The following is a 22,394-nucleotide window of genomic DNA, read 5'->3' as shown; positions in this document are numbered from 1 at the left end:
AAATCTAATAAAAATCTGTGGGTATTTTACACTCAGTATAATTAATGTTTAAAATGTCTTGTTCCTGTAAAAACCATAGCTACATTGTTGTCGTTACAATAATCAATACTTAATTGGTCTTTAATAGAACCCCCCGGTTGAATTACACTTTTTATACCTGCTTTATCTGCTATTTCTACACAGTCAGGGAAAGGGAAAAAAGCATCACTAGCCATAACTGCCCCCTTTAAGTTAAAGTTGAAGCTGTTAGCTTTTTCAATTGCTTGCCTCAACGCATCAACTCTACTTGTCTGTCCTGTTCCACCAGCTAATAACTGCTTATCTTTTACTAAGATAATTGTGTTAGATTTGGTGTTTTTACATAATTTAGATGCGAATAACAAATCCTCTAACTCACTTTCTGATGGTTTATTGTTGGTAGGATATGATAAATCATCTAATTTATCAGTAATATAGTCTTTGTCTTGGATTAATACTCCGTTTAAAGCTGTTCTTACTGTTTGTTTAGGTAATTCAACTTCTTTTTGAATTAAAATTACTCTGTTCTTTTTCCCTTTTAAAATATCTAAGGCATCAGTATCATAAGCAGGAGCAATTACAACTTCACAAAATAATTTATGAATTTCTTCAGCAGTAGCTTTATCAATTTTTGTGTTTGATATTAAAATACCTCCAAAAGCAGAGACAGGGTCACCAGCTAAAGCATCAACATAGGCTTGATGAATTGTTTTACGTTGAGCAAAACCACAAGCGTTATTGTGTTTTAAAATGGCAAATGTTGGATCTTCACCTTTAAACTCTTCAATTAAGTTTACTGCGGCATCAACATCTAATAAGTTGTTGTAGCTTAACTCTTTTCCGTGTAACTTATCAAATATAGCTTCTAAATCACCAAAGAAAAATCCTTTCTGGTGCGGGTTTTCTCCGTAGCGTAATACTTTAGAAGTAGTTTCACTAGCTTTATACATAACTTCATCTTCATTAAAATAGTTGAAAATAGCAGTATCGTAATGAGAAGAAATATTAAAAGCTTTGGCAGCAAACTTTTTTCTATCGTTTAACGAAGTATCTCCGTTATTTTTAGAAATAATATTTAAAAACTCTTCATACTGTTCCATTGAAGAAACAATTACAGTGTCTTTAAAGTTTTTAGCTGCAGCACGGATTAGTGAAATACCACCAATATCAATTTTTTCAATTATGTCTTGTTCAGAAGCACCAGAAGCAACTGTTTTTTCAAAAGGATATAAATCTACAATTACTAAATCTAATTGCGGAATATTGTATTCTTCCATCTCAGCAACATCACCTTCGTGATCTTGTCTATTTAAAATACCTCCAAAAACTTTAGGGTGTAAAGTTTTTACTCTTCCTCCTAAAATAGAAGGGTATGAAGTAACATCTTCTACAGGTACTACATCAATCCCTAAGTCTTTTATGAACTTTTCAGTGCCTCCTGTAGAGTAAATAGTAACACCTAGTTCGTTAAGCTTTTTAACAATAGGTTCTAACCCGTCTTTGTGAAAAACGGATATTAATGCTGATTTAATAGTTTTAGTATTGTTCATTATTGTTGTGTTGTTAAGCTTGCAAAGCTAGTAAAACAGTAGGCGTTACACAATAATTTTTTAAGTTTTTAAGATTGAAAACACCACCAAAAATAAAATAATTTTGGTGGTGTTTTTTTTACAACAAAATCTTAAAATAAAAAATTATTCTGCAGTTTCTAAAAAGTTACGAAACCAGATAGTGAATTTTTCTACTAAAGATTGTTGAGATTTTGAACGAGCATTAGCATTACCTAATGCCGCATAAGAAGGATGTTCTCTACTGCTCATAATTTAAGGGGATTAATGGGGTTGTTAAAATCAGACCAAATAAAACAAAAAAAAACTTAATAATCAAGTGATTATATAAAAATTATATAAAATTAGCCACTTTTTTACAAATATACTCCAATAAAGCTTCATCATTTTGAGTAAATGGGTTAGCTGTATGAGAATCAATATCTATTTGACCAACGTTTTCTCCATTAACAAAAATAGGAATTACAATTTCAGATTTTACTTTCCATCCACATGATATGTAGTTGTCTTGTTCGCTTACGTCTTGCACTACAAAATTTTCATTGCTAACTGCTACTTGACCGCAAATACCCTTTCCAAAAGGTATAATTGTATGATCTGTAGGTTCTCCGTTAAATTGTGCTAGCTTTAATTCTTCTTTATCTCCATTCTTAAAGTAGAAGCCAACCCAATCGTAATAAGAAATTTCTGAAGCTAAATAATCACAAATTTGCTGTAACTTTTCTTCTTTTGAGGAATTGTTGTTAACTATTGTATTTATATTGTTCTTTAGTTCTTGTAAATTCATAAAAGTGTTTTTATTTTATTCGTAAAGGGGACTTAAAGCTTACAAAAATAGTTGTATGAATTGTGATAAAAAACAGAATTTCGTTTTTTATAGTTTAAATGGAGTGTTTTAAGAGTTTTTTATGAAAAGGGGAAGGTTTCATGGTATATGTGAGAAAAATTCTTGTAGTTCTATAAAATGGCTTTATAAAAGAAAGCGGAAGTTTTAAGTTTAATTTAAAACTTCCGCTTTTATTTTTGTCTTTTTCTATAAAAGAAAATGAATATAATTTAGGATTAAATTATTGTTGAACGTATTCACTGTGCCATACAGCATCTTCAGGTCCATCTCCTTTATGTCCATCTAATTGGATAACAAAACTTTTAGCAGGGAAATAAGGAGTGATGTGGATATCTAATAAAACGCGATCTTTTTGATTTTGATCTTGCTCTATTTTTATAACCTTGAAACGCTCAATTAGCTTAGTAGGTCCTTGAATATCATCTAAGAACTTAACTATTTGGCGACGCAAATCAGCCTCAGTCCTAGAGCTCCAGTTTTCAAATGCACGTCTATTTAAGAAATCAAATAATACTTTTGTTATATGGTCAAATACTCTTACAACAGAGTAAGTCTGTAATCCTAGGTTATCTCCGTTAAATAAAGTTTTAGCAGAAAATGCCATTACTTTACTGTATTCATTTACCATAGGAACAAGTCCCATTTTTTCAATTTCTGAAATTTCACTCTTTTTAAGGTCGAATCGTACGCTTTCTACTTCGTTAATACCACCAAATTTTTTACCTGCTACTACTTGAGACATTAAAGTATGGTATATTTTACCAGCTAAAGCAGATGATGCGGGAACGTATAAGTTATCCTCTTCACCTACAGCATCCTCTTTCTTTCTGCCTAAAAGCCAGTTACATGTCATTAAAGTGTTTGATTTGTGAACCTCTCCTCCTGAATGATTTGCGTTAGAGAACATGTCAACAATATCGTCGGCTGTTTCTAAATCTTGAAAATCGGTTAATAAAACAGCTTTATTGTCATAGGCTATTTTAGACCATTTGTCTAACACTACGTTAGAGCCTAAATATCCAGGAACTACTAAAATAGAATAGTTGTCTTTTAAGTCTAATCTATCAAAGTTTTGTTTAAACTCATTTGATACATAATCTATAAAAAGAGGGTTCTCTAAATCTTTTAGTTGACTTAAATCGGCATTTAAGATAGTGATGTTTTTTACTTTATCTTTTTCAGTGTTTTTGTAGAATAAAGCTACAGATCTATATGAAGTTTCTAATTCCTTAGTTCTTTCTAAGGTTTTCTTAAGATTGTAATTTAAAACTCCTTCTATACTGGTAGACTTTTCTTTTGCTGTATCACACATCGATTCGATGTTTTCACTGCTTTTAAGAATTTCTAACCAAACAGAAAGTCTGTTTTTTAAGTTTTTTCTTTCTCCTTTCCACTGCTCGTCATTTAAAAATAGACTTTTTCTAGCTTTTCTTTTAGGGTTTAAGTTAGAGTATCCATCAACGATGTTTTCAATAAAAGAGAAACCTCCGTACTCTTTTATACCATCAATAGCGCTCGCTACTTCTTGACTAGGGGATTGTTGTTTAACCGCTTCTGACTGTTGCGTTTTTACTTTTGTAGACATAGCTAATTATGTTTTTTGTTTTTATTGTTCAGCTTGATCGATTTCTTTAATAGATTCTTCTAAAATCTTAATAAATGTATCTTTTGTTTCGGGGTTACTAAGAGCTTTCATTAGTGCTCTGTTAGAAGATAATTGTCTTGAAATTCTTAAGTACTGATCCTTTTCTATATCAAGTTTATTTAGAAAAGAGCTATTAGCCTTAATGTTCTCAACGTTAAAATCACTTAAATTATTGAAGTTTAAAGATTCTTTAACATCAGCGCCATTTTCATCGGTGTGTTCAAGTTTTACAGAAGGTGAAAACTTTTCAAATACAGCTTCGATAGTGTCTAAACCATAAGTAGCTTCAGGGGTTGCCGGAGCTTCGTCGGTAAGTTTTTGGATTAATAGGGTTTTGTTGGAAGAAATGTTTGCGATTGACTCATTAGCATCAACTTTAACTTCATTACCTCCAATTCCGTAATTGTACATTGCCATAATAATTTTTTTTATTCTGCTACGAATCTATTAAATATTTGATAAAAAAAATTATTTTTACAGAAAAAAATTAAGGAAAAATGAATTATTTGAAGATCCCCCTAGACTTTTCCAGTATAACAAAAACAAATAAAGAGAATAATAGATTGGGCTGTACGCTTGAAGAATCCATAGCTCAGCACCTCATGATAATTGCTACTTCAAAACAAGGTGAGGTTTTTGGAAGACCTAATTATGGTTCCGATATTTGGGATTTAGAGTTTAATCAGTTGGTTAAAATTAATAAATGGGAAGAAAAAGTTAAAGATTCTTTATATTACGCCTTTATTGAATATGAACCAAGACTTAAAGATATTAGAGTTAGTGTAAGATTGTCTGAAATAGATGATGATGCAGAGACTACCGATGTTCATGTAAGAAGAAAAGCAGAAATAAAAGTATTCGGAATAATTATTGAAACCGAAGCTCCATTTAATTTTGCTACACTTTTTTACATCAGTCCTTTATCTCAGTAAAAAAATAAAAAAACGCAATGAGAGACGAATATTTTATGAAAATTAAAAATCGAATGCTGCTGCGTTCGATGGAACTATGGGGTATTAAAGACAAAAGAAGTGTTGACCCTATTTTAGATTTGTTGCTACATACTTTTGCTTATGAAATATCAAAATTACATCAACAAGTAGACGTATCGGATAAAGAGTTGTTAGATAGACTGTCTAGGATACTGGTGAGTAACAAATGGTCTTTACCATCACCTTCACATGCTTTGTTGAAAGCACAGCCAGAAGACGATACAACACAACTTTATGTTTCTGATCATTTTTATTGTTCTAAAAGACGATTCGGAGAAGAAAAGCTAGATGTCTTCTTTACACCTATTATAGCAAAAGAACTTATAAATGCTTCTGTTAAATATTTAGGTTATGACGATAAATTGTTAATAAGTGAAAATCAATTTGGTAATATAGAAGACGCTCTTTACTTGCCTCAAGAGAATAAAATTAAAGATTATGAGCTTTGGTTTGGAGTAGAAATTTCAAATGAGTTATTAGAGGATACAAACAACTTATCGCTATGTTTTATTTTAAATGATAGTTCACTTTTACCTTTTTTAAAAACAATGAAGGTTTATGATGCTGCAGGGAATGAAATGTTTTTAGATAAAGAAAGTTTAGTGAATAAGAATAATGAAGTTCATTATTTTGAAGACGTTATTTCGTTTTATGAAGATTGTTTTTACACATTAAATTTAAATGAATCTTGTAAGGTCAAAAAGACGATTAATGAGTTGTTTGGAGAACAAGATGACTTTTTTATTGAGCCAGAAGATTTAAATCAAAAACTGTTGTGGTTTAAAGTTAAACTCCCAGAAGTTTTTTCTAAAGATAAGCTGAAAGGAATTGAAGTAAGCTTAAACACCTTTCCTATAGTTAATAGAAAGTTAGAATATAAACAGCATAATTTTAGGAAAAATGGAAGAATTTTATCTGTACTTAGTGAAGGAGTAGATTATTTTTTAAATATTGAAAGTTTAAATGATGATAAAGGAAATAGTTATGCTAATGTTATAGGGAATTCTACCGAAAGCCTTGAAGGAGGTTACTCATTATATTTTGGAGATATAGGAAGGTTTGATACGAGAAGTGCTAAAATGATGTTGAGTAAAACTTCTCAAACAGTAAGAGAAGAAGGAAGTGCTTTTTCTTCCATAGGTTATGATATTATACAAGCATATTTAGATGATTTGCATGAGAAATTAGACGAAATTGATAAGAAAATTCATTTAGAGTTTGGAGAGGTAAATGCAAATAATGATAAAACTTTCTTATTAACCTACCCACATAAAGAAGCTTTTAATTATGAATTTCAGTATTGGTTGACTAATGCTAGTCAAGCAAATGGCATTACTACTAGTTATACTTTTAATCAATATAGAACAGGTAAGTTTATTGATAGTAAGATTAAACTAAAAACGGAAACGATAGGAGGTTATATTAGAAAAGAAGAGCATGACAAAATAAATGGTCTACGCTATGGATTACTTACAAGGGAAAGAATTGTAACAAAAGAAGATGTAAAAAGCTTTGTAAATAGTAAAATAGGACGTTTTGTTGAAGATGTTTCTATAAAAGATGGTGTTGCCATATCAAAAGAAAAGAAAAAAGGGTTGATAAGAACCACTGATATACATATAAAAACTAAAAAAGAATTAATTTCTGTAGAGAAACAAAACCTTTTCAGTTATTATCTAGAAAAGGAGTTAGAAAAAAAATCTATATCAAATATAACTTATAAAGTATTTTTTATTTAAAAATGATGGAAAAAGATTACAGTTCAAGCGCTTTATCAAGTATAAAAAGAGCTAAAAGTATTGCCTACAAAGAAAAACAAAGTACTTACGGTGTCAGCCACTTAGTAACATCATTAATTAATGAGCCTACTGGTTTAGAGGAGATTATTGATGGTATGGGGAAGGATGCTAATTACATCTTAGAATGGTTTGAAGTAATGAAAGAGATGTACAAGTCAACTCCGCTACAAGCTTCTGGAGATGTACATCCAGATAGTGAGGTTGCTAAGGTTTTTGAAGAGTCTGAACGTTCAAAAATCAAATTAGGAACAGAAAATATTGATGCGTTATGCATTTTTACAGCGGTAGTAAGAGAAGGTGTTGTATATTCTGGTCAACAAATAGAAACACTTGGAATAACAGAGCAAGAAATACTAAAGCAGTACAATGCAAATACCCCTACTTTTTTAGAGTCAAATACCAAAGAAAATATTTCTACTATAAGTTCATATATTGAAGATCTTCAGACACAAGAAGTAATTCAAAAAGGAAATTTAATTTTAGGAAGAGAAAAGGAAGTACGATTAATTTTAGAGAATTTTGAAAGATCTGAAAGCAAAGGTGTTATTCTAGTAGGAGAATCTGGAATTGGTAAAACAGCGACAGTAAATTATTTTGTAAGAGAATTAAGTAATAGTACTGATGAGTATTTAAAAAGTCATTTGGTGTTTAAGCTTAATGTTCCAAAATTATTGGCTGCAGCAAGTTCAGAAAATGATGTAAATAAAAAGATATCAGAGTTATTTGAGAAGTTAGAATCTATTGATACTCCATCTATATTGGTGATAGATGATCTTCATGTATTACTTGAAAATTCTTCTGGTAAAACAAATGCCATTGTTAACATTTTAAATGCTCAATTAAGTGGAGGACGAATTAATATGATTTTTACAATTAATTCAGATTCTTACCGAAAAAGTCTTGAAAGACACCCTGTAAGTGGCAAGCTAGAAATCTTGAAATTAGAGGAGTTAGGAGACTTGGAAATGTTAAAATGCTTGCACAGACATAAAAAAAGACTTGAAGTACATTTTGATATTAAAATTTCAGATAGAGCAATTGAGGAATCTATACATCTTTCAAAAAGGTATTTTAAAGAAAAGAAATTACCTTATGGAGCAATAGACTTAATAGATAAAACTGTAGCAGCTGTAAAGATGAGCAACGCTACGGTATTGACAGAGGTTAGAAAAATAGAAAAAGAGTTTAATGAAGTTAAGGACTCAGAAAAATTTGATTTTTCAGATTTACAACTAATATACAATACTATTTATAGAAAAGTTAGTGTTATTCAAACCTCAAAAGTTACCAAGTCATTTAATTTAGTGTCTGATAATCCAGATTTACAAGAAGAAATATCTAAGGTTGATGAATTCTTATCAATGTTAAAAGAGTTAGCTAAGACGCCTATTGATATTGTAAGTGAAATGAATATTGAAGCTGTTGTATCAGAAATTACAGGCATTCCTTTAGGAAAAATTCAAACAGAAGAAAAAGAACGTCTTTTAAATATAGATAAAAAGTTACAAGAAAGAGTTAAAGGGCAGTCAAACGCTATTCAAACACTCTCTGACGCTATTATTGAATCACGAAGTGGACTTAGTAATCCGAAACAACCAATAGGTTCTTTTTTCTTTTTAGGTCCTACTGGAACAGGGAAAACGGAATTAACTAAATCATTGGCAGAGTTGCTTTTTGATGATGAAACTGCAATGATTCGCTTTGATATGTCTGAATTTAAAGAGGAGCACTCAGCAGCATTACTTTATGGAGCGCCTCCTGGTTATGTAGGTTATGAAGAAGGAGGAATGCTAGTAACTAAAATTAGACAACGCCCATATTCAGTAGTTTTATTTGATGAAATTGAAAAAGCACATACTTCTGTTTACGATGTTTTTCTTCAGTTAATGGATGAAGGTGTGATTCATGATAAATTAGGAAGAGAAGGGGATTTCTCTAATGCTATTGTCATTTTTACATCTAACATAGGTAGTCAATGGATTGCTGAACAAATAACAGAAGGAAAAACTCCAACTTCAAATGAGTTAATTGAGGTTATGGCACAACACTTCAGACCCGAATTTTTAGGAAGGTTAACAGAAGTAGTTCCATTCGCTCCAATTAACCAAAAAGTAGCACAAGATATTTTAGTAATACACTTTAATAAGCTTAGAAAGCAATTGGAACAACAAAAACAAATAGTGTTAGATATTTCTGACGAAGCTTTAGAGTTCTTATCAAAAAAAGGATTTTCTCAAAAGTATGGAGCTAGACCTATTGCTGGAGTTGTAAGAACATATGTGAAAAAGATAATATCTAAAATGATAGTTTCTGAACAAGTGAATAAAGGAGATCATGTATTATTAGATTATAAAAACAATAATCTTGTATGGGAACTAGTGTAAAAGAAAGCGATGTCGTTGTTGGTGAACTTGTTCGCAATATGGCATCTAATTTTATTGGAGAAGTTTTTGTAGAAGAGCTAGAGTTTTTACTAGATAAAGATGTTTCTGAGAGGCTAATTGTAAGAAACCATGGAATGAATAGTAGAGCTCAATCTAAAGATATTTTATCTGTTGACTCAAATTTTATAGCTAAAGATACAGGTTTCGAGGAAAATTTAGTTGTTAACCTGAGTAGAAATAGTATATATCATCAACTACCAGAAATTTTGTTTTATCCACTTTCTTTAGGAGTTAATTCAGATAACAAAAAAGAAGTGATTGATACTATTCGAAAGAATAGAGAAAAAGAAAAAGGAGATATTAACTTTTTTACTCTTTTTGATACTGAAATATTTAAAGAAAGAGTTAGGATTAATAATAGAAGTTTAAATTTTTTCTCAGACAAAAAATCAAAACAGAATCTATTAAATATCTTCAAGCAAATTATAGGTTCTGATTTGCTAGTTTCAGACGAGTCTTTATATAAGCTATTCCTTAACTTATGTAAATCTGAGTTCTTTAAAGAAAACTTAGCGGAGTTGGAAAAATTAATACAGGTAGTTTTAGGCTTAAAAGTAAAGCTTAATTATGTGCCATGTGTTATAAAAGAGTCACCTTTTTTAAGTTTAGGAGACGCAGTTTTAGGGGTTGATTTAGGCTTGAGCGGTGAGATTTATAGTGAGATAGATGATGTTAAAGTAGTTGTAGTGTTAGAAAAAGAAGTAGAGAACTTTAACGTTTTAGAAAAAAGTGTTCTACAAATAAAAGAAGTGTTGAACTTCTTTTTAATTTCCTCAAGAAAAATTCATATCACCTATCAAACAAACTCTGATCAATCTTTTGTTTTATCAGAGAGGTTCTTAGGATATGATTCGTATTTAACTAATTAAGAAAAGAAAAAGTTATGAACATAATAATAGTATATTTTTTAAAATTCCTTTTAGCACCTTTAATAGCCATAATTTCTTTAATGGTGTTAAACAATGTAGTAAAAGCTAAAAAGTCTTTTAATATAAAAAAGGCAATTGTTTTAGTATTATTACTTACCCTTATTTTAATAGCTCCTGTTTTTTTAAGTCTGTTAAAGTATGAGTTTGTGTGGGTAGGATTAATACTTACAGTTTTGTGTTACCTTTTTATAGGTGTGTTTTTTATATTTTTTCAAAACACAAAGTTTTACAAGTCTATAGGGTTAGATAATAAATTTCACACACTGTTTTTTGTCTTTATAGTAATGGTTCTTTCAGGGTGGTTGTATTACCTAATTTTTGAAAAAATAAGCAATTTACCTTATGCACTTTGGGCAATGTTGTCAATAATTTGGTTTGTGTTACCATTGTTGTACACTATGTCTTTAGGTTATTTTTTAAATATCTCAAAATCATTTTATAAAGCTTGGAATGTTTCAGATAATGGAGCTACAGATATGTATTGGGATAATGTAGATGTTTTTAAGTTAATACAAGTTACCGTAAAGATTAAAAGAAACCCTGATGATAAAAACTACAGTTCCTTTTCAGTGAAATTACCTATGGAGGTATCAGTAGGTATGTGGTTTAATCGTTTTATTGAAGATCAAAATTTTAGATTCCCTGATAGAATGATTGATACTTACTTAGATGGAGAGCCTATTGGTTGGATATTCTATACTAATAAATGGTTTAATTTCCCTCTATTCACAAAAGTTTTAGACGCTGAAAAAGACGGTAAATTTAACAGAATAAGAAATAAACAAACTATATACATAAGAAGAACTGCTTTAAATACTATTGATGATGAATAAGAAAAATAATAAAATGAATTATTTACCAATAAATTGGACTGACGGAGTAAAAATATCTGCTGAACATTTTTTTAAAAACTATAATAATACAATTGAAACAGTAAAGGATTATAATTCTGTTTCTCTCAAAAATTATGAATATGGTTTAATTGAAAGTAGTGCTGATTTTGAAAACTTACAACTAGATGTTTTAAGTGATGGAGATAACTCTTTAGTAATAAAACTTAAGTCATGTAATGCAATTACAGAAAAAGGATACAGAATTATGTATCACCGCGATTTGTATGGAGCAAACTCACCATCAGTAACTCTAAAAACATCTGATTTTGATAAAACAGAAAGTGAAGAGTTTTATATAATGTTGTCTTTATCTCCTTTTGAATATTTACCAGTGGGTGTGCCAGATCCTGAAGTAGTACCCTTACATCATCCTAATGTATTACCCAAATTAGAATTACATACGCTTCCTGTTTCAAAAATTAATACCAGTTTTTTAAAAGAGCACTTTTTAGTTATAGGGAAGGTTTTATGGACGAATGGGTTGTTTTCAATTGATGAAGGTTATGTTCCGCCAGTAGTTAATTTAGCATCTAATGAAAGGTTAGAAGGTTTTGGTAAGGGGTTGTTACAAGTACTTATCAAGTCTAAAAATTATTCTATTAAAATTTTCAAAAAGAACAACGGACAAAAAAGTAGTAATAAGTTAGTTTCTAATACTTTTTTAATCTGTGAAAAGCTGCAAGAGTATTACAGTGATAATATCTTTAATTTAGAAAATATTTCTGTTAATAGCTCTCCTATGTATTTGGTAGATAGGTTAGTTGTGCTAGCAAATAAACTTTCTATTTGTTTAAGTATAATGGATGATAAAGAAAAAGAACAGTTACTACAGTATTATTATCAATGGACAGATATAAAACCTTCTGATTTTCTAGATTCTATAGTAGATGCTGTTAATGTGAAATACAATCATATGGAAATATCTGAAACGTTTGATGTGTTAAATAGGTTTGTAGCTATGTTAGAGCGTGTATTTAAAAAGATGAGTGAATTAGAGTATATAGGACAAAGAAAAGACAATATTGTAATTAACGAAGAGTCTAAATCGCAGTTCAACAGAAATAGAGGAGGAAACAGTTCTTGGAGTATAATTGATTAATATAAATTTCTTATGAAGGCTTTAAATCACAAAGAAAGGAAAAAACAAATTCTTAAGTTTTTTGCGTCATTCTCTTTAACAGCAGTAGTTGTGTTTTTCTGTTTATATGTTACCTTAATTATAGCAGAAAAAGGAGTTGTTTTAATAGAGAGTAAGCAATCTCATTATAATGAAGTTTTTAAAAAACAAGCAATGTTAAATTTTAAAATGGAAGAGCTTTTTAAAAATTTATATAGCTTAAAAAATAAAAGAAGAAATATAGGGGAGTATAGGCAAATGCAAAAAATTATTACCAATACTAGGGTTGAAATAAGACAGAGTATTGATAGTACAAAAAAAGAAAATAACTACTATAAAATTTACGGTGAGTTTTTATCGGAAATAAGGAACATACAGTCACTTCTTGAAAACTATAATAAAGAAGTTAATACAAGGGAGGCTAATAAAGAGCAGCTAGAAAAATGTAGAGAAAAGTATAAAGACATAAATAAAGACTTAAAAAAAGAATAAGCTATGGATAATCATGAAGTTTTTTGGGAAAAAATAAGGTTCTCGCTCTTATTTATTATAATTTCTACAATAGTATTTATAATTTTAACCAAACTTGTGTTTAAAGTTCCTGTAATAGAAAGCAAAGAGCTGTTAAATAGTATTGATGCTTCAGAAGAAATTTTTGATGTTCAAGAAGAGTACACAAAGAGAATAAAAAACACGCACAAAAAAATTCAAGAAATACCTTTTGATGTTATTCAAATTCAGGTATTAGATGAATTAGATAAAGAAATACAACAATACAAAAGAATCTACAGAGATAACGATATGAATAATAGATATATTTTTGGAGTTCAATCATCAAAAACGCTTAAAATGTTTTTCGATTTGAGTGAAGAATACAATGCTTTAAAAAGAAATAATAAAGTTTTGAAAGAGAATTTAGAAGAGTGTAAAGCTAACATTTAAATAAAAGAGTATGTCTAATAAATTTAAATTGTCAGTTTTAATTTTCATAGCCTTATTGGTATTAATCCTAGCAATATTCGCACCCTATAAATCAAGGCTTAGTAACTTAGATTTTTATGTATCTGAGTCTAATAGCAATTATCAATTTGAAGTTAACGAAAAACTGTTTTTCCTTTTAAACGATACGAGTTTAGTTGAGGGGAGAAAAGTAGTATGGCATATGGGTAATGGAGATTCCATTGTAAAACCAGGTAATACAGATTATAAATATCGTAAAGAAGGAAAGTACTTGGTGTCCATTAAGATAAATGATAAGTTTATAGTATCAAAACAAATAGGAGTGGTTTCCTTACCTAAACTTTCACCTAGAGACTCTTTGGTAACATTACATGGAGTAGATGAAGGTTATGTAGGAGAAGAATTAGTGTTTTTTACCGAAGGAAAAGGAATAAATACTTGGTATTGGGAGTTTGGAGAAACAGGAACTGTTGATGCCTATGAAGAACAAGTGATTTATAGGTATAGTAAACCAGGGGATTATAGAGTGAAACTTCAAACAAATACATTAAAGTACCCTATATTTCATAATATAAGAATCTTACCACGATTTGAAAAAGTAGAAGAACTAGAAAAAGTAGACTCTTTAGGAGTCGTTCAAAATGACATTAGAAAAAGACTTCAAGCAATAGCAGATAGTAAGGTTACAGACAGGGGAACTTTTTATAAAAACTTAAATTATATAAAAAATAACTATACATGTAATCAAGCAGAAGATATACTCGTAATTGTTAATGGAGGAAGATATAATGACTTTTTTAGTTACTGCCAAGGTTTACACTATTTAGAGAATAAGAAAAGAAGCAAAATAATTATAAATAAAGTTGAAATAGATACAATTAAATGTTTCAAAAGATTAAACGTAACACAAAGTTTACTAAGATAATAATGCAAAAAAAAATAACACTTTTTATTTTTTTGCTGTCGCTATATTCCTTTTCTATTGTATCACAAACGATAGGGAAATATGAAAAAGTAAAAGAAGTAAAAACGGATAGGTTTAACTATCTAAAAAAAGCAAAAACGAAGCACGATGCTTCGTTAAAAATGGTTTTTTCTGATAGAGAGGAAAATTCTTTTTATAAAGGACCATATGTGCAAGAAAAGTTTAAGAAGAAAGGACTGCTTACTCCTTTGTATGTAATTGATGAAAAAGAAAACTCGTATGAAGTAGTAGTAGCTAACCCAGATCAAATAGGAAAGCCCAAAGGATTGTTTTCTATGTTTTATGGAGATAAATTTAACTTTAAAGATACAGAGAAAGTAGAATATTTAGGATGGATTCCTGCAAGTAATGTAATAGAGTATAATCATTCGTTTTTAGAAACGTGTAATAATAAACCTATAAAATATAAGGTAGGAACAGATAAGACACTAAGACTTTTCGATTTAAAGCCTTATATAGAAGTAGACTCTGTAAATGTATTTAAAGATCCTTTTTTTAGAACAAAATCAAATAAAAAATTGGTGTCTAATCAAATCGTATACCCTTATAAGTATGATGAAAAAGGGAAAGCAGTATTTGTGTCAGACAAACCCATTTTAAAAGACTCTATTTCTCAAACAGTAGGTTGGATACCATCAAACTTAATTACACGTATTGGACAAAGTCAAGTATATGTTATAAATGACACTGATAGTTTATTGGCAGTTAGTAATAAAGATACAATTCAACTTACAGGCGAAGATGTATTGTCTAAATACTTATATACAGGATATAAAAACTTAAAAACAGATGTTACTAAAGACTTGATAGCTCCAGTACATGTTTGGAATCATGATAAAAATAAACTTATTAATGTAAAAGGAAACAGCTTTTATACAAAAGAAATAAAGTTTATGAAAAAGGAGTCGAAGGTCGTAAACTTCCACTTTATTTCTAAAAACGAAGAAAGTGAACACCTAAAAAAAATATTAAACTCTCTACAAAGTTTATACATAACCTTATTTCAAGAATCTACCGAAGCTCAATACAGCTTTTCAGCAATTTTAGTCGATAAAAAAGGAACAGCAATATTAGAAAAAACAAACTCCTTTTCAGAGTGGATTAGCTTTGTTGAATCTTTTATAGAAAGTAATCAAAACAATTTAGCTGTAGAGTATGTAGAAAAAACAATGTCTATTCCCAAAGCGGTTAATTATGCAATAGATAATTTTTCAGGTGAAAATAAACGTTTTGAAAACAATTTCTTCATCATTGCTTCAAGTAAAGAAAACACAAATGATATTAAAAGACAAAAAGATGCTTTTTTTGAAAAAATAGCTAAAAAATCACCTAAAATTATTTTTGCGCAATTAGACAATAATAAAAGTGTAAGATCTCAGAATTATATATTAGGAAGCAAAGAGTTTTTGTATAAAACAGGGAAATATTATAATGAATTTATCAAGAATTTTATTGTAGATAATGAAATTATTGTAGAAAACAATATCCTAAAAAAAATACCTGCAGACGAAGATAATATTTATGTGTACGATGCTCCAGATAATAGTCTTTTTAATGGAGGCGTTATTTTTCCAAGAATAGAAAGTTCTTTAACTCCGTTGTCTTTAGAAAAAGCGATAGATACTGTTTTAAAAAGATCTACATTAACAAATAATAAGCTTATATCCTCGTTAAATTACTTTAATAAAAAACTAGGAGTTTTAAGAAGCGAACCAAGTGCGACGATAAAAACAAGATACAAAGAGCTAAATACAGACAGTTTACGCCTTTTTCAATTAAGCAGAAACAATTTACACGAAGTATTATACCAAAAAGTATCATTGCTTAACGATAGTATTATAAAAAAAGGCTATGTTTTTGATAAGGATGAAATTATAGAATTAATAGAAAATTATCGCAGTACGTTTCCTCAAATGGCAAAACCCATTACAAGAAAAAAGCGAAGAATAATAAAACGTTTGTATCAAAAACAAATAAAAATACTAAACAAAACAGCGTATAGATATGTTTTAAGTAGAAAAGCAACAATCGCAGATTTATTTTACTTTAAATCAGGAATTCCCTTGAATCATAAAGGTTATTACTGTTTAGGAATATATAAATTACCAAGAAAAAGAGTAGGGAAAAATGGTTTTGAAAAATTTTATTTTCAACAGTATAAAAAAATAGATAAATTAGAGGAATTATTTTTAAAAAATAAGTTGCAAAAAGTAGAAGAAGGTTATAAAAGTGAAGTGTACTTTATACCTTTAGAACTATTGCCCTAGTTAATAGTTAGAAAGAACCCCGAAAATTGCCCAAAAATGAATGTAAAAGCAAAGTTGTTTGTGTGTGGAGAAGAACGAGAGTTACTCACTACAAACTTAAACTACAATCGACTTATCGATTGGAACGGAAAACCTACCTCTGCCTTAATGGGAGGAATTATCTCAGTTACATTTGAATCGCAAATGTATGATGATAGTTTTTTAGAGTGGATAATCGCAGACAGAACCGAAAACAAAAAAATACCATATCCTTTTGACTTATATCAGTTAAGAGACGGTAAAATTGTTTTTTATCAAGATGATTATGACGGATTAGAAATTTTTGAATACAACTTTCAAGATGGTACACTCATCAATTACCATGAAAGGTTTTGTAATCAGTCAGGTATGCAGGTAACTCTAACCATATCTCCAGCCATGCAAGACTACCGATTTTTTAATAACTCTAGCTGGAGTAAAAAAAGTACCACACGTTATATAAAACACTGGCAAGAAAGTTTTATACCGATAAAAGAAGCTGCACCCTACAAAGCTAAAGAAGATACAACACCTCGTTTTGCCTGTTATTATACCGACCTTGAAGGTAATAAACAAGCAGAACCACATACAGGAGAAGAAGTGTACTTAGTATTGAAAACAGAAAATGCTATAGGACAAACAATAGATATTGATTTAAGTAACCATACAAAAGATTTTGTATACAACGATAAGGTTATAGAAAACGATATTATAAAAAGAATTTAAGGTAACTAGTAGTGAACATAAATTGAAGTTACGTGTAGTTGTTCAACAAGAAGGAGAAAGAGAAACAATACAAAATTAATTAGCTATGGCAACATTAACCGTAAAACCAAGTAATACTCTGAAAATTAAAACCCAACGAGTAAAAAAAGCTTATTTGGCAAAAAAAGAGATTAAAGGTACTGAGAAAACAGGAGAAACTGAAAGTTATACTTTCAAAGGGAGTAATAATACAAGTACAAAAGCTCGTAAGGAAAAGATAGCAACAATTATTTATAAAAACATTAAGGGAGGTTTACAAAAAAAGCAACAGCAAACAACAGTTGCTCACATAGTAGAGGTACTTAAAAAAGACTCATATACAAAAGGAGATTGTATTGATATTCCTTTAATTCTGCCAAAAATAGAGTTTACAAAACTAGCTAATGCTAATTTAGGAGATGAGGTGTATATGGTGGTTGAAACTGAAAATATGGCTAATAAACGTATAAAGTTAAGTTTAAAACAAGCCGAAAAAGATTGTTTGGTAGCAAAAGATAGTTCTATAGTTTTACAACAGGATAGCAAAAAAACTAGTGTTGTAGAAACGTATGTAAGCAGATTTACAGAGCAAAATAAAAAGAACATATCAAATGCCGAAGATTTTAGAAACTTCGCAATAGACGCAGTTACACTATCACCTAAAGATGAGAAAGATCAGAAAAAATACAGAGAAGCTCTAAATAAAACAACAGATAAAAAAACGAAGCTGTTTATGGTTGTAGATGCAGAGCCTGAAAATCAAAATTGGTTTGAAGTAAAATACGAAGAGTTTTTTGATAACCGTCCTAATCTTTGGTATTATGGGGAAGGTAAATGGTTTGAGTTAATAAATCAAAATATCATAAATATTTATCATACGGGAGAAATAAGTAAACTAGATTTTAAAGGATTGAAAGAAGTGAGTTATATCTATCATGATAAAGAAGGAGGCAAACATAGTTTAGGGAACTTTGATGTTATTGAGTCTCAAAGGTGGGTTGATGGGACAAAACATGAGTGGAAAACAAAGAAAGGAGGAGAATGGAAAAAAGTGACAATAGGGGCAAGAACTCGTTATTATAAAAAAGATGGAAATTTAAAAAATCCATTAATAACCCCTTTTAAAGGTAGCCCGAAGGTTTTTAAATATTCAGATTCAAAAAATATCAATTTTGCTTTATATGAAGATACTTCAAGAGAGTATTTCAATCCAGAGGCTTTTGCTACTTTAATTGGAGCGTTGGCAGATGTTAATTATGTAGATGTTGTTTCTAATGGTTCAGTTGCAACAGATGGTACGGGAGCTTATAGTGTTAGCCACTTTAATGGGTTTAATATGGATTTTAAATATTTAAGAAAAGATAAGAAAAGGGCTAAAATAGATAAAGATTCAAAAGGGAATAAAATTCCAGTAATTTATGTAAATAATAAAGATTTAGATATTGAAAGACAAAATACTTTTTTAGATGCTTTACATAAGTTTGGATGGGGGGATACCATTAAAAATCTATCAAATAAAACACATGAAAATAAAGATTTGAATCATTGTAAGTCAGATAAACATCATAAAGATCACTTACATATTCAAGGGCTTAAAATAAAATATAAAAAATGATGAAAAGTATATTTATTCTTTCGCTTCTTTTTTTAACACAATGTACTACCAATGTAAATAAAAAAGAAGATAAAGGGAACGCTAATAAAGAGGAAGTAAAGAAAAGTGGTAATAAAAGTTTTGCTTATAAAGTAAAGTTTATAGAAAATAAAATTTTTGAAAATAACTGTGATAAAGATATTGTAGAAGAGCAAAATACTATTAAAAATATTGAATACTATATTCAATTAAATACTGATAGTTTAAATGTTTTAAGTCCTGATGAAGATAGATTATTATATAAAACAACAATAGAAAAAATTAATAGTTCAACTAAAAAGTATCAGCCTTCTTATTATTATTTTTTGTTAGAAAATAAAGATGAAGACATTAAAAGGACTTTTTTTTCAGAGAACTATCTATATGAAAGAGTAAAATCTAATTATAAAGAGATTGACTTTTTTATACTGTTAAATAAAATATTTGATGAAACTATAGAAGGAGATATTAGCCCTATAGGTTACAATTTAGAATTACTCACTTATAATAACATTCAGAATAAATTAATAGATAGAGTAAGGTTAGTTACGTCTGGAATTGGATTAGAAGATGTTTCTTATCACGAATGTTTTACAATAAACTCTGACAATATTATTGTTTATAGTTATAGTTCAATAGAAGATGAATCTATATTTATAAGAAGAGAAATAAGCTTAAAAGCTAATGGAACGTTTCATGAGAATGAAGCAAAGGTGGAAGTTTCTGATTAGGGGAGAAAGGAGTTAGGACTTTGAGTACTATAGACGTTAATATGGAATATACTAAAGTAATAATAATTCTATTTCTTTTTTTTAGTTGTAAAACAGCAATAAAACGGGATAATGATATAGTACAAGAAAAAAAAGAGATAGAATCAGTAAATGTAGAGGAAGATAATCATAAAAGTAATACAGAAAAAGATACTTTAACAAAAGTAGAAAGCCAAAAAATACTAGAGTTTGATGTTAAAGAGGTCTTGGAAGAAGATATGATAGGACTATCTTTTAATGAAGAAGAGAAAGAGGTGTTGAAAAGATATACGTATGATGTTTCTGGAGCATGTTATTCATGTGATATAGCTAATGTTAAATTTAATCATAAGGAAGTAATCTTAACTAATGTTTGTGAAGATTCGGAGAAAAGAGTTTTTAAGATAGAGAGTATAGTTAAAAAAGAAAAAACTTATGAAATACTCTTTACTCAAGAAAACCAAAAAGTAAAATTATTTATAGCTAAAGTAGAAGAAGTCCCGATTTATAGAGTTCAGTTAGATGCAAGTTTCCAAGAAGTAGATAACTTTCAAATCAATAAATTTTATATGATTAAAAGGGACTTAAAAAAGTTAGAGGTTCATGATTGTGGAGACTTTGAAGGGTAAGTAGAAGATTTATTATTTAATTGTTTCGTATAAAAAAAAGTGACAAAAAAGAACCTGTTAAGTATAAAATAGTTTCAGGAGATACATTAAGTAAAATAGCAAAAAAGCACAATACTACAGTAGCAAAAATAAAAGCAGACAATGGCTTAACCAGCGATACTATTTATGTAGGAAAAACCCTAAATATTGGTTCACAACCTAAAAAAGAAAAAACAGGAGATAAAGTGACTTTTAAAAAGTTAAAGTCAGCAAATTTAGGTGATGAAGTTTATGTAGTTGTAAAAACATCAAACTTAGCAAATAAAAAAGTTAGGCTAAATGTAAAGCAAGGAAAAGTTGAGAAGACAAAATTAGAAACTAAAGAAAAAGGTTTAATGTTGCAGCATGATAAAGGTACAACTACAGAAGCCGAAGCAGTAGTTGGAGCTTATGCAAAAGATAATAAAATAACCAACAAAACTGACTTTAAAGATTGGGCAATTTTTAAAATAATCTTAGGGGATAAAGATACCAAAAGAGAAAAAGAAGAGTTAGATAAGCTTAAGGATAAAAAGGCATTTATGTACTTATTAGTTGATGCCCACACTCCTAATGATATAAAGGTAGTATATAATGGAAGAAATCCTGATAAAAACGGAGAACCAGATAAAAGAACTACTCCTAATCAATGGTTAGATATAGACGGGAAGTGGTTTGAGTTGGGGAAAGCGCCTTGTTATTGTCTAAAAATGGGGTTAGTAAAAGTATCTTGTAACGGAAAAGGAAAATCAATAACTGAGGGTAATTATGAAAAGCTATCTAAAGATATGGGAGTAGAAAAAAATGTATTTAAAGCAGTGGCAAAAGTAGAGAGTGGTGGTAGAAGTTCATTTATATCTAAAAATCCTAATAAATCTAAAATTTTATATGAAAGGCATAAAGCTTTTAAGCATACAGAGAAGAAATATGGGAAATCAAAGGCAAATGAATTAAAATTAAAGAACTCTAATTTGTTTAATACTTCATGGGGAGGGTATAAAGGAGGAGAAGCAGAACATAAAAGATTAAATGACGCAGAAAAGTTATTAGGAGAGAGAAGTATTCCAATTATGAGCAGTTCGTGGGGGAAATTTCAAGTTCTAGGAGAGTATTATGATTATTTATATGATAGTCCTGAAGAATTAGAAAAAGCTCAAAATTTGTGCGAAATACAACAGTTTAGGTTTTTTAAAACTTATTTAGTTGATGTTGCGCCTAGTATAAAAAGTGCAATGAAGAAAAAGGATTGGAGAAAAATAGCTAAACTATATAATGGTCCTAAATACGAAGAAAATAACTATCACACTAAAATGAAAGAAGCTTATGAAAACTATAATAAAGAGTAAAGACCTTTTTTTTCTTACTTGTTTGCTTTTTTATTTGTTGCAAATCAGGTAATAAGAAGCAGGAGAGGAATGTTAAAGATAGCTCAGGTAATATGATTGAGTTAAAAGAAGTGTCAGGTGTAAATTATCATTATAACATCTTATATATAAAAAATGACTTATGTGAATATCAAGATACCATTTTAAAAACACCTATAGATGAAGTTAACTTTCATCATTTTGAAATTTTAAGAGAGGATAATTTTAATACATTATTTTATGAATATTCTAGTGTCAGACCTATGTTCTATAAAACAATTTATTTTAACAAAAATAATACTAAAATAGACTCTTTGAAAAAAGGAAGTTTCAATATAGAAACATCTGATTTTAATTCTACTTCTCTTAAAATTGATAAATCTATTTGTGAGGATAAAATAGAAGAATTGAACTTTGAAAACTAATTTGCTCCTTTCTATACTCAATACTTTATATATGTAGAGCAAATGCAGAAGCTCCTAACAAGGAGAGGAGCTAGATTTTTAAATACTATTTTATATGGGGCTAAAAAGTTATAAATTCTAATATGAAATATACTAAAGTAATAATAATTCTATTTCTTTTTTTTAGTTGTAAAACAGCAATAAAACGGGATAACGATATTATAATAGCGGTCACAAAAAATGAAGGTAAATTAGATTCTGTTCAATCATATGATAGTGAAATTTTATCTGCTAGTGTAGGCTTCCCAAAAAATAGGACAGTTAATAATTCGAATTTACTAACTTTAAATTCAAACTGTCACAATGAAAAA

The 22,394-nt window shown here is 29.2% G+C and carries 22 protein-coding genes; 17 read left to right on the top strand and 5 right to left on the bottom strand.

The annotated features are described in order from the left end of the window. Nucleotides 1-41: 41 nt before the first annotated feature. The 5 genes from purH to MK851_RS14690 all read right to left on the bottom strand — a co-directional run bounded on the left by purH (nt 42) and on the right by MK851_RS14690 (nt 4,495). Nucleotides 42-1,568, bottom strand: a complete 1,527-nt coding sequence (purH, locus tag MK851_RS14710) for a bifunctional phosphoribosylaminoimidazolecarboxamide formyltransferase/IMP cyclohydrolase (RefSeq protein WP_320244649.1) — start codon at nt 1,566-1,568, stop codon at nt 42-44. 144 nt (nt 1,569-1,712) lie between these two features. Further along, nucleotides 1,713-1,838 carry a hypothetical protein gene (locus tag MK851_RS14705; RefSeq protein WP_262510991.1) on the bottom strand — a complete coding sequence of 42 codons (126 nt, stop codon included), beginning with the start codon at nt 1,836-1,838 and terminating at the stop codon, nt 1,713-1,715. Nucleotides 1,839-1,920: 82 nt separating this feature from the next. After that, entirely contained in the window at nt 1,921-2,373 is a 453-nt protein-coding gene (locus MK851_RS14700; RefSeq protein ID WP_115901758.1) for a GAF domain-containing protein, read from the bottom strand. Between the two features lie 280 nt (nt 2,374-2,653). After that, entirely contained in the window at nt 2,654-4,018 is a 1,365-nt protein-coding gene (locus MK851_RS14695) for a DUF5458 family protein (protein ID WP_303510518.1), read from the bottom strand. 21 nt (nt 4,019-4,039) lie between these two features. Further along, on the bottom strand, nt 4,040-4,495 hold the full coding sequence (locus tag MK851_RS14690) for a hypothetical protein (RefSeq protein WP_099215504.1): 456 nt from the start codon (nt 4,493-4,495) through the stop codon (nt 4,040-4,042). Nucleotides 4,496-4,584: 89 nt separating this feature from the next. On the opposite strand from MK851_RS14690, the gene MK851_RS14685 reads away from it, so the two are divergent. The 17 genes from MK851_RS14685 to MK851_RS14605 form a co-directional block, all read left to right on the top strand. Further along, on the top strand, nt 4,585-5,010 hold the full coding sequence (locus MK851_RS14685; protein ID WP_303510515.1) for a GPW/gp25 family protein: 426 nt from the start codon (nt 4,585-4,587) through the stop codon (nt 5,008-5,010). 17 nt (nt 5,011-5,027) lie between these two features. Beyond that, nucleotides 5,028-6,809 (top strand): hypothetical protein, encoded by a 1,782-nt coding sequence (locus MK851_RS14680; RefSeq protein WP_320244640.1) that lies wholly within the window; start codon nt 5,028-5,030, stop codon nt 6,807-6,809. 5 nt (nt 6,810-6,814) lie between these two features. After that, a complete protein-coding gene (locus tag MK851_RS14675) occupies nt 6,815-9,253 on the top strand; it encodes an ATP-dependent Clp protease ATP-binding subunit (RefSeq protein ID WP_320244638.1) in 2,439 nt (812 codons plus the stop codon). After that, nucleotides 9,238-10,182, top strand: a complete 945-nt coding sequence (locus MK851_RS14670; protein ID WP_320244636.1) for a hypothetical protein — start codon at nt 9,238-9,240, stop codon at nt 10,180-10,182. Before MK851_RS14675 ends, MK851_RS14670 begins: the two co-directional genes overlap by 16 nt. A gap of 14 nt (nt 10,183-10,196) precedes the next feature. Continuing rightward, nucleotides 10,197-11,075: a TssN family type VI secretion system protein gene (locus tag MK851_RS14665; RefSeq protein ID WP_303510504.1), complete on the top strand. Its 879-nt coding sequence runs from the start codon at nt 10,197-10,199 to the stop codon at nt 11,073-11,075. After that, complete coding sequence (locus MK851_RS14660) at nt 11,065-12,234, top strand: hypothetical protein (protein WP_303510502.1); 1,170 nt, start codon at nt 11,065-11,067, stop codon at nt 12,232-12,234. Before MK851_RS14665 ends, MK851_RS14660 begins: the two co-directional genes overlap by 11 nt. A gap of 12 nt (nt 12,235-12,246) precedes the next feature. Continuing rightward, nucleotides 12,247-12,744 (top strand): type VI secretion system TssO, encoded by a 498-nt coding sequence (tssO, locus tag MK851_RS14655; protein ID WP_115901750.1) that lies wholly within the window; start codon nt 12,247-12,249, stop codon nt 12,742-12,744. A gap of 3 nt (nt 12,745-12,747) precedes the next feature. Further along, on the top strand, nt 12,748-13,194 hold the full coding sequence (gene tssO, locus MK851_RS14650; RefSeq protein ID WP_320244632.1) for a type VI secretion system TssO: 447 nt from the start codon (nt 12,748-12,750) through the stop codon (nt 13,192-13,194). 10 nt (nt 13,195-13,204) lie between these two features. Continuing rightward, a complete protein-coding gene (locus MK851_RS14645; RefSeq protein WP_303510493.1) occupies nt 13,205-14,137 on the top strand; it encodes a PKD domain-containing protein in 933 nt (310 codons plus the stop codon). A 2-nt stretch (nt 14,138-14,139) separates the two neighbouring features. Next, complete coding sequence (gene tssR, locus MK851_RS14640) at nt 14,140-16,464, top strand: type VI secretion system protein TssR domain-containing protein (RefSeq protein WP_320244629.1); 2,325 nt, start codon at nt 14,140-14,142, stop codon at nt 16,462-16,464. Between the two features lie 36 nt (nt 16,465-16,500). Beyond that, nucleotides 16,501-17,208 (top strand): type VI secretion system tube protein TssD, encoded by a 708-nt coding sequence (tssD, locus tag MK851_RS14635; RefSeq protein ID WP_320244627.1) that lies wholly within the window; start codon nt 16,501-16,503, stop codon nt 17,206-17,208. An 85-nt stretch (nt 17,209-17,293) separates the two neighbouring features. Continuing rightward, nucleotides 17,294-18,841 carry a hypothetical protein gene (locus MK851_RS14630; RefSeq protein WP_320244625.1) on the top strand — a complete coding sequence of 516 codons (1,548 nt, stop codon included), beginning with the start codon at nt 17,294-17,296 and terminating at the stop codon, nt 18,839-18,841. Continuing rightward, the gene (locus tag MK851_RS14625; protein ID WP_320244623.1) at nt 18,838-19,590 is read left to right on the top strand and encodes a hypothetical protein; all 753 of its coding nucleotides are present in this window, start codon (nt 18,838-18,840) and stop codon (nt 19,588-19,590) included. The genes MK851_RS14630 and MK851_RS14625 overlap by 4 nt, the downstream gene beginning before the upstream one ends. Before the next feature lie 41 nt (nt 19,591-19,631). Next, entirely contained in the window at nt 19,632-20,237 is a 606-nt protein-coding gene (locus MK851_RS14620) for a hypothetical protein (RefSeq protein WP_320244621.1), read from the top strand. A gap of 20 nt (nt 20,238-20,257) precedes the next feature. Continuing rightward, a complete protein-coding gene (locus MK851_RS14615; RefSeq protein ID WP_320244618.1) occupies nt 20,258-21,601 on the top strand; it encodes an N-acetylmuramidase domain-containing protein in 1,344 nt (447 codons plus the stop codon). Between the two features lie 92 nt (nt 21,602-21,693). Beyond that, nucleotides 21,694-22,044, top strand: a complete 351-nt coding sequence (locus MK851_RS14610; protein WP_320244617.1) for a hypothetical protein — start codon at nt 21,694-21,696, stop codon at nt 22,042-22,044. 122 nt (nt 22,045-22,166) lie between these two features. Then, nucleotides 22,167-22,394, top strand: a 228-nt coding sequence (locus MK851_RS14605; protein WP_320244615.1) for a hypothetical protein, incomplete at its 3' end; no start/stop codon positions are given.

The organism is Tenacibaculum sp. 1B UA, from assembly GCF_033978845.1.
In the GTDB taxonomy this organism is placed as follows: domain Bacteria; phylum Bacteroidota; class Bacteroidia; order Flavobacteriales; family Flavobacteriaceae; genus Polaribacter.
Note: the sequence above shows the minus strand (reverse complement) of the source record. Positions and strands in the feature narration are given on the sequence as shown.

What these genes read in the sequence shown, in the direction of transcription:
- purH (WP_320244649.1), bottom strand. Translation starts at nt 1,568, where the DNA reads ATGAACAATACTAAAACTATTAAATCAGCATTAATATCCGTTTTTCAC.
- tssD (WP_320244627.1), top strand. Translation starts at nt 16,501, where the DNA reads ATGAATGTAAAAGCAAAGTTGTTTGTGTGTGGAGAAGAACGAGAGTTA.
- MK851_RS14695 (WP_303510518.1), bottom strand. Translation starts at nt 4,018, where the DNA reads ATGTCTACAAAAGTAAAAACGCAACAGTCAGAAGCGGTTAAACAACAA.
- MK851_RS14660 (WP_303510502.1), top strand. Translation starts at nt 11,065, where the DNA reads ATGATGAATAAGAAAAATAATAAAATGAATTATTTACCAATAAATTGG.
- MK851_RS14665 (WP_303510504.1), top strand. Translation starts at nt 10,197, where the DNA reads ATGAACATAATAATAGTATATTTTTTAAAATTCCTTTTAGCACCTTTA.
- tssR (WP_320244629.1), top strand. Translation starts at nt 14,140, where the DNA reads ATGCAAAAAAAAATAACACTTTTTATTTTTTTGCTGTCGCTATATTCC.
- MK851_RS14700 (WP_115901758.1), bottom strand. Translation starts at nt 2,373, where the DNA reads ATGAATTTACAAGAACTAAAGAACAATATAAATACAATAGTTAACAAC.
- MK851_RS14645 (WP_303510493.1), top strand. Translation starts at nt 13,205, where the DNA reads ATGTCTAATAAATTTAAATTGTCAGTTTTAATTTTCATAGCCTTATTG.
- MK851_RS14620 (WP_320244621.1), top strand. Translation starts at nt 19,632, where the DNA reads ATGGAATATACTAAAGTAATAATAATTCTATTTCTTTTTTTTAGTTGT.
- MK851_RS14705 (WP_262510991.1), bottom strand. Translation starts at nt 1,838, where the DNA reads ATGAGCAGTAGAGAACATCCTTCTTATGCGGCATTAGGTAATGCTAAT.
- MK851_RS14630 (WP_320244625.1), top strand. Translation starts at nt 17,294, where the DNA reads ATGGCAACATTAACCGTAAAACCAAGTAATACTCTGAAAATTAAAACC.
- tssO (WP_320244632.1), top strand. Translation starts at nt 12,748, where the DNA reads ATGGATAATCATGAAGTTTTTTGGGAAAAAATAAGGTTCTCGCTCTTA.
- MK851_RS14670 (WP_320244636.1), top strand. Translation starts at nt 9,238, where the DNA reads ATGGGAACTAGTGTAAAAGAAAGCGATGTCGTTGTTGGTGAACTTGTT.
- MK851_RS14610 (WP_320244617.1), top strand. Translation starts at nt 21,694, where the DNA reads ATGATTGAGTTAAAAGAAGTGTCAGGTGTAAATTATCATTATAACATC.
- MK851_RS14690 (WP_099215504.1), bottom strand. Translation starts at nt 4,495, where the DNA reads ATGGCAATGTACAATTACGGAATTGGAGGTAATGAAGTTAAAGTTGAT.
- MK851_RS14625 (WP_320244623.1), top strand. Translation starts at nt 18,838, where the DNA reads ATGATGAAAAGTATATTTATTCTTTCGCTTCTTTTTTTAACACAATGT.
- MK851_RS14680 (WP_320244640.1), top strand. Translation starts at nt 5,028, where the DNA reads ATGAGAGACGAATATTTTATGAAAATTAAAAATCGAATGCTGCTGCGT.
- tssO (WP_115901750.1), top strand. Translation starts at nt 12,247, where the DNA reads ATGAAGGCTTTAAATCACAAAGAAAGGAAAAAACAAATTCTTAAGTTT.
- MK851_RS14675 (WP_320244638.1), top strand. Translation starts at nt 6,815, where the DNA reads ATGGAAAAAGATTACAGTTCAAGCGCTTTATCAAGTATAAAAAGAGCT.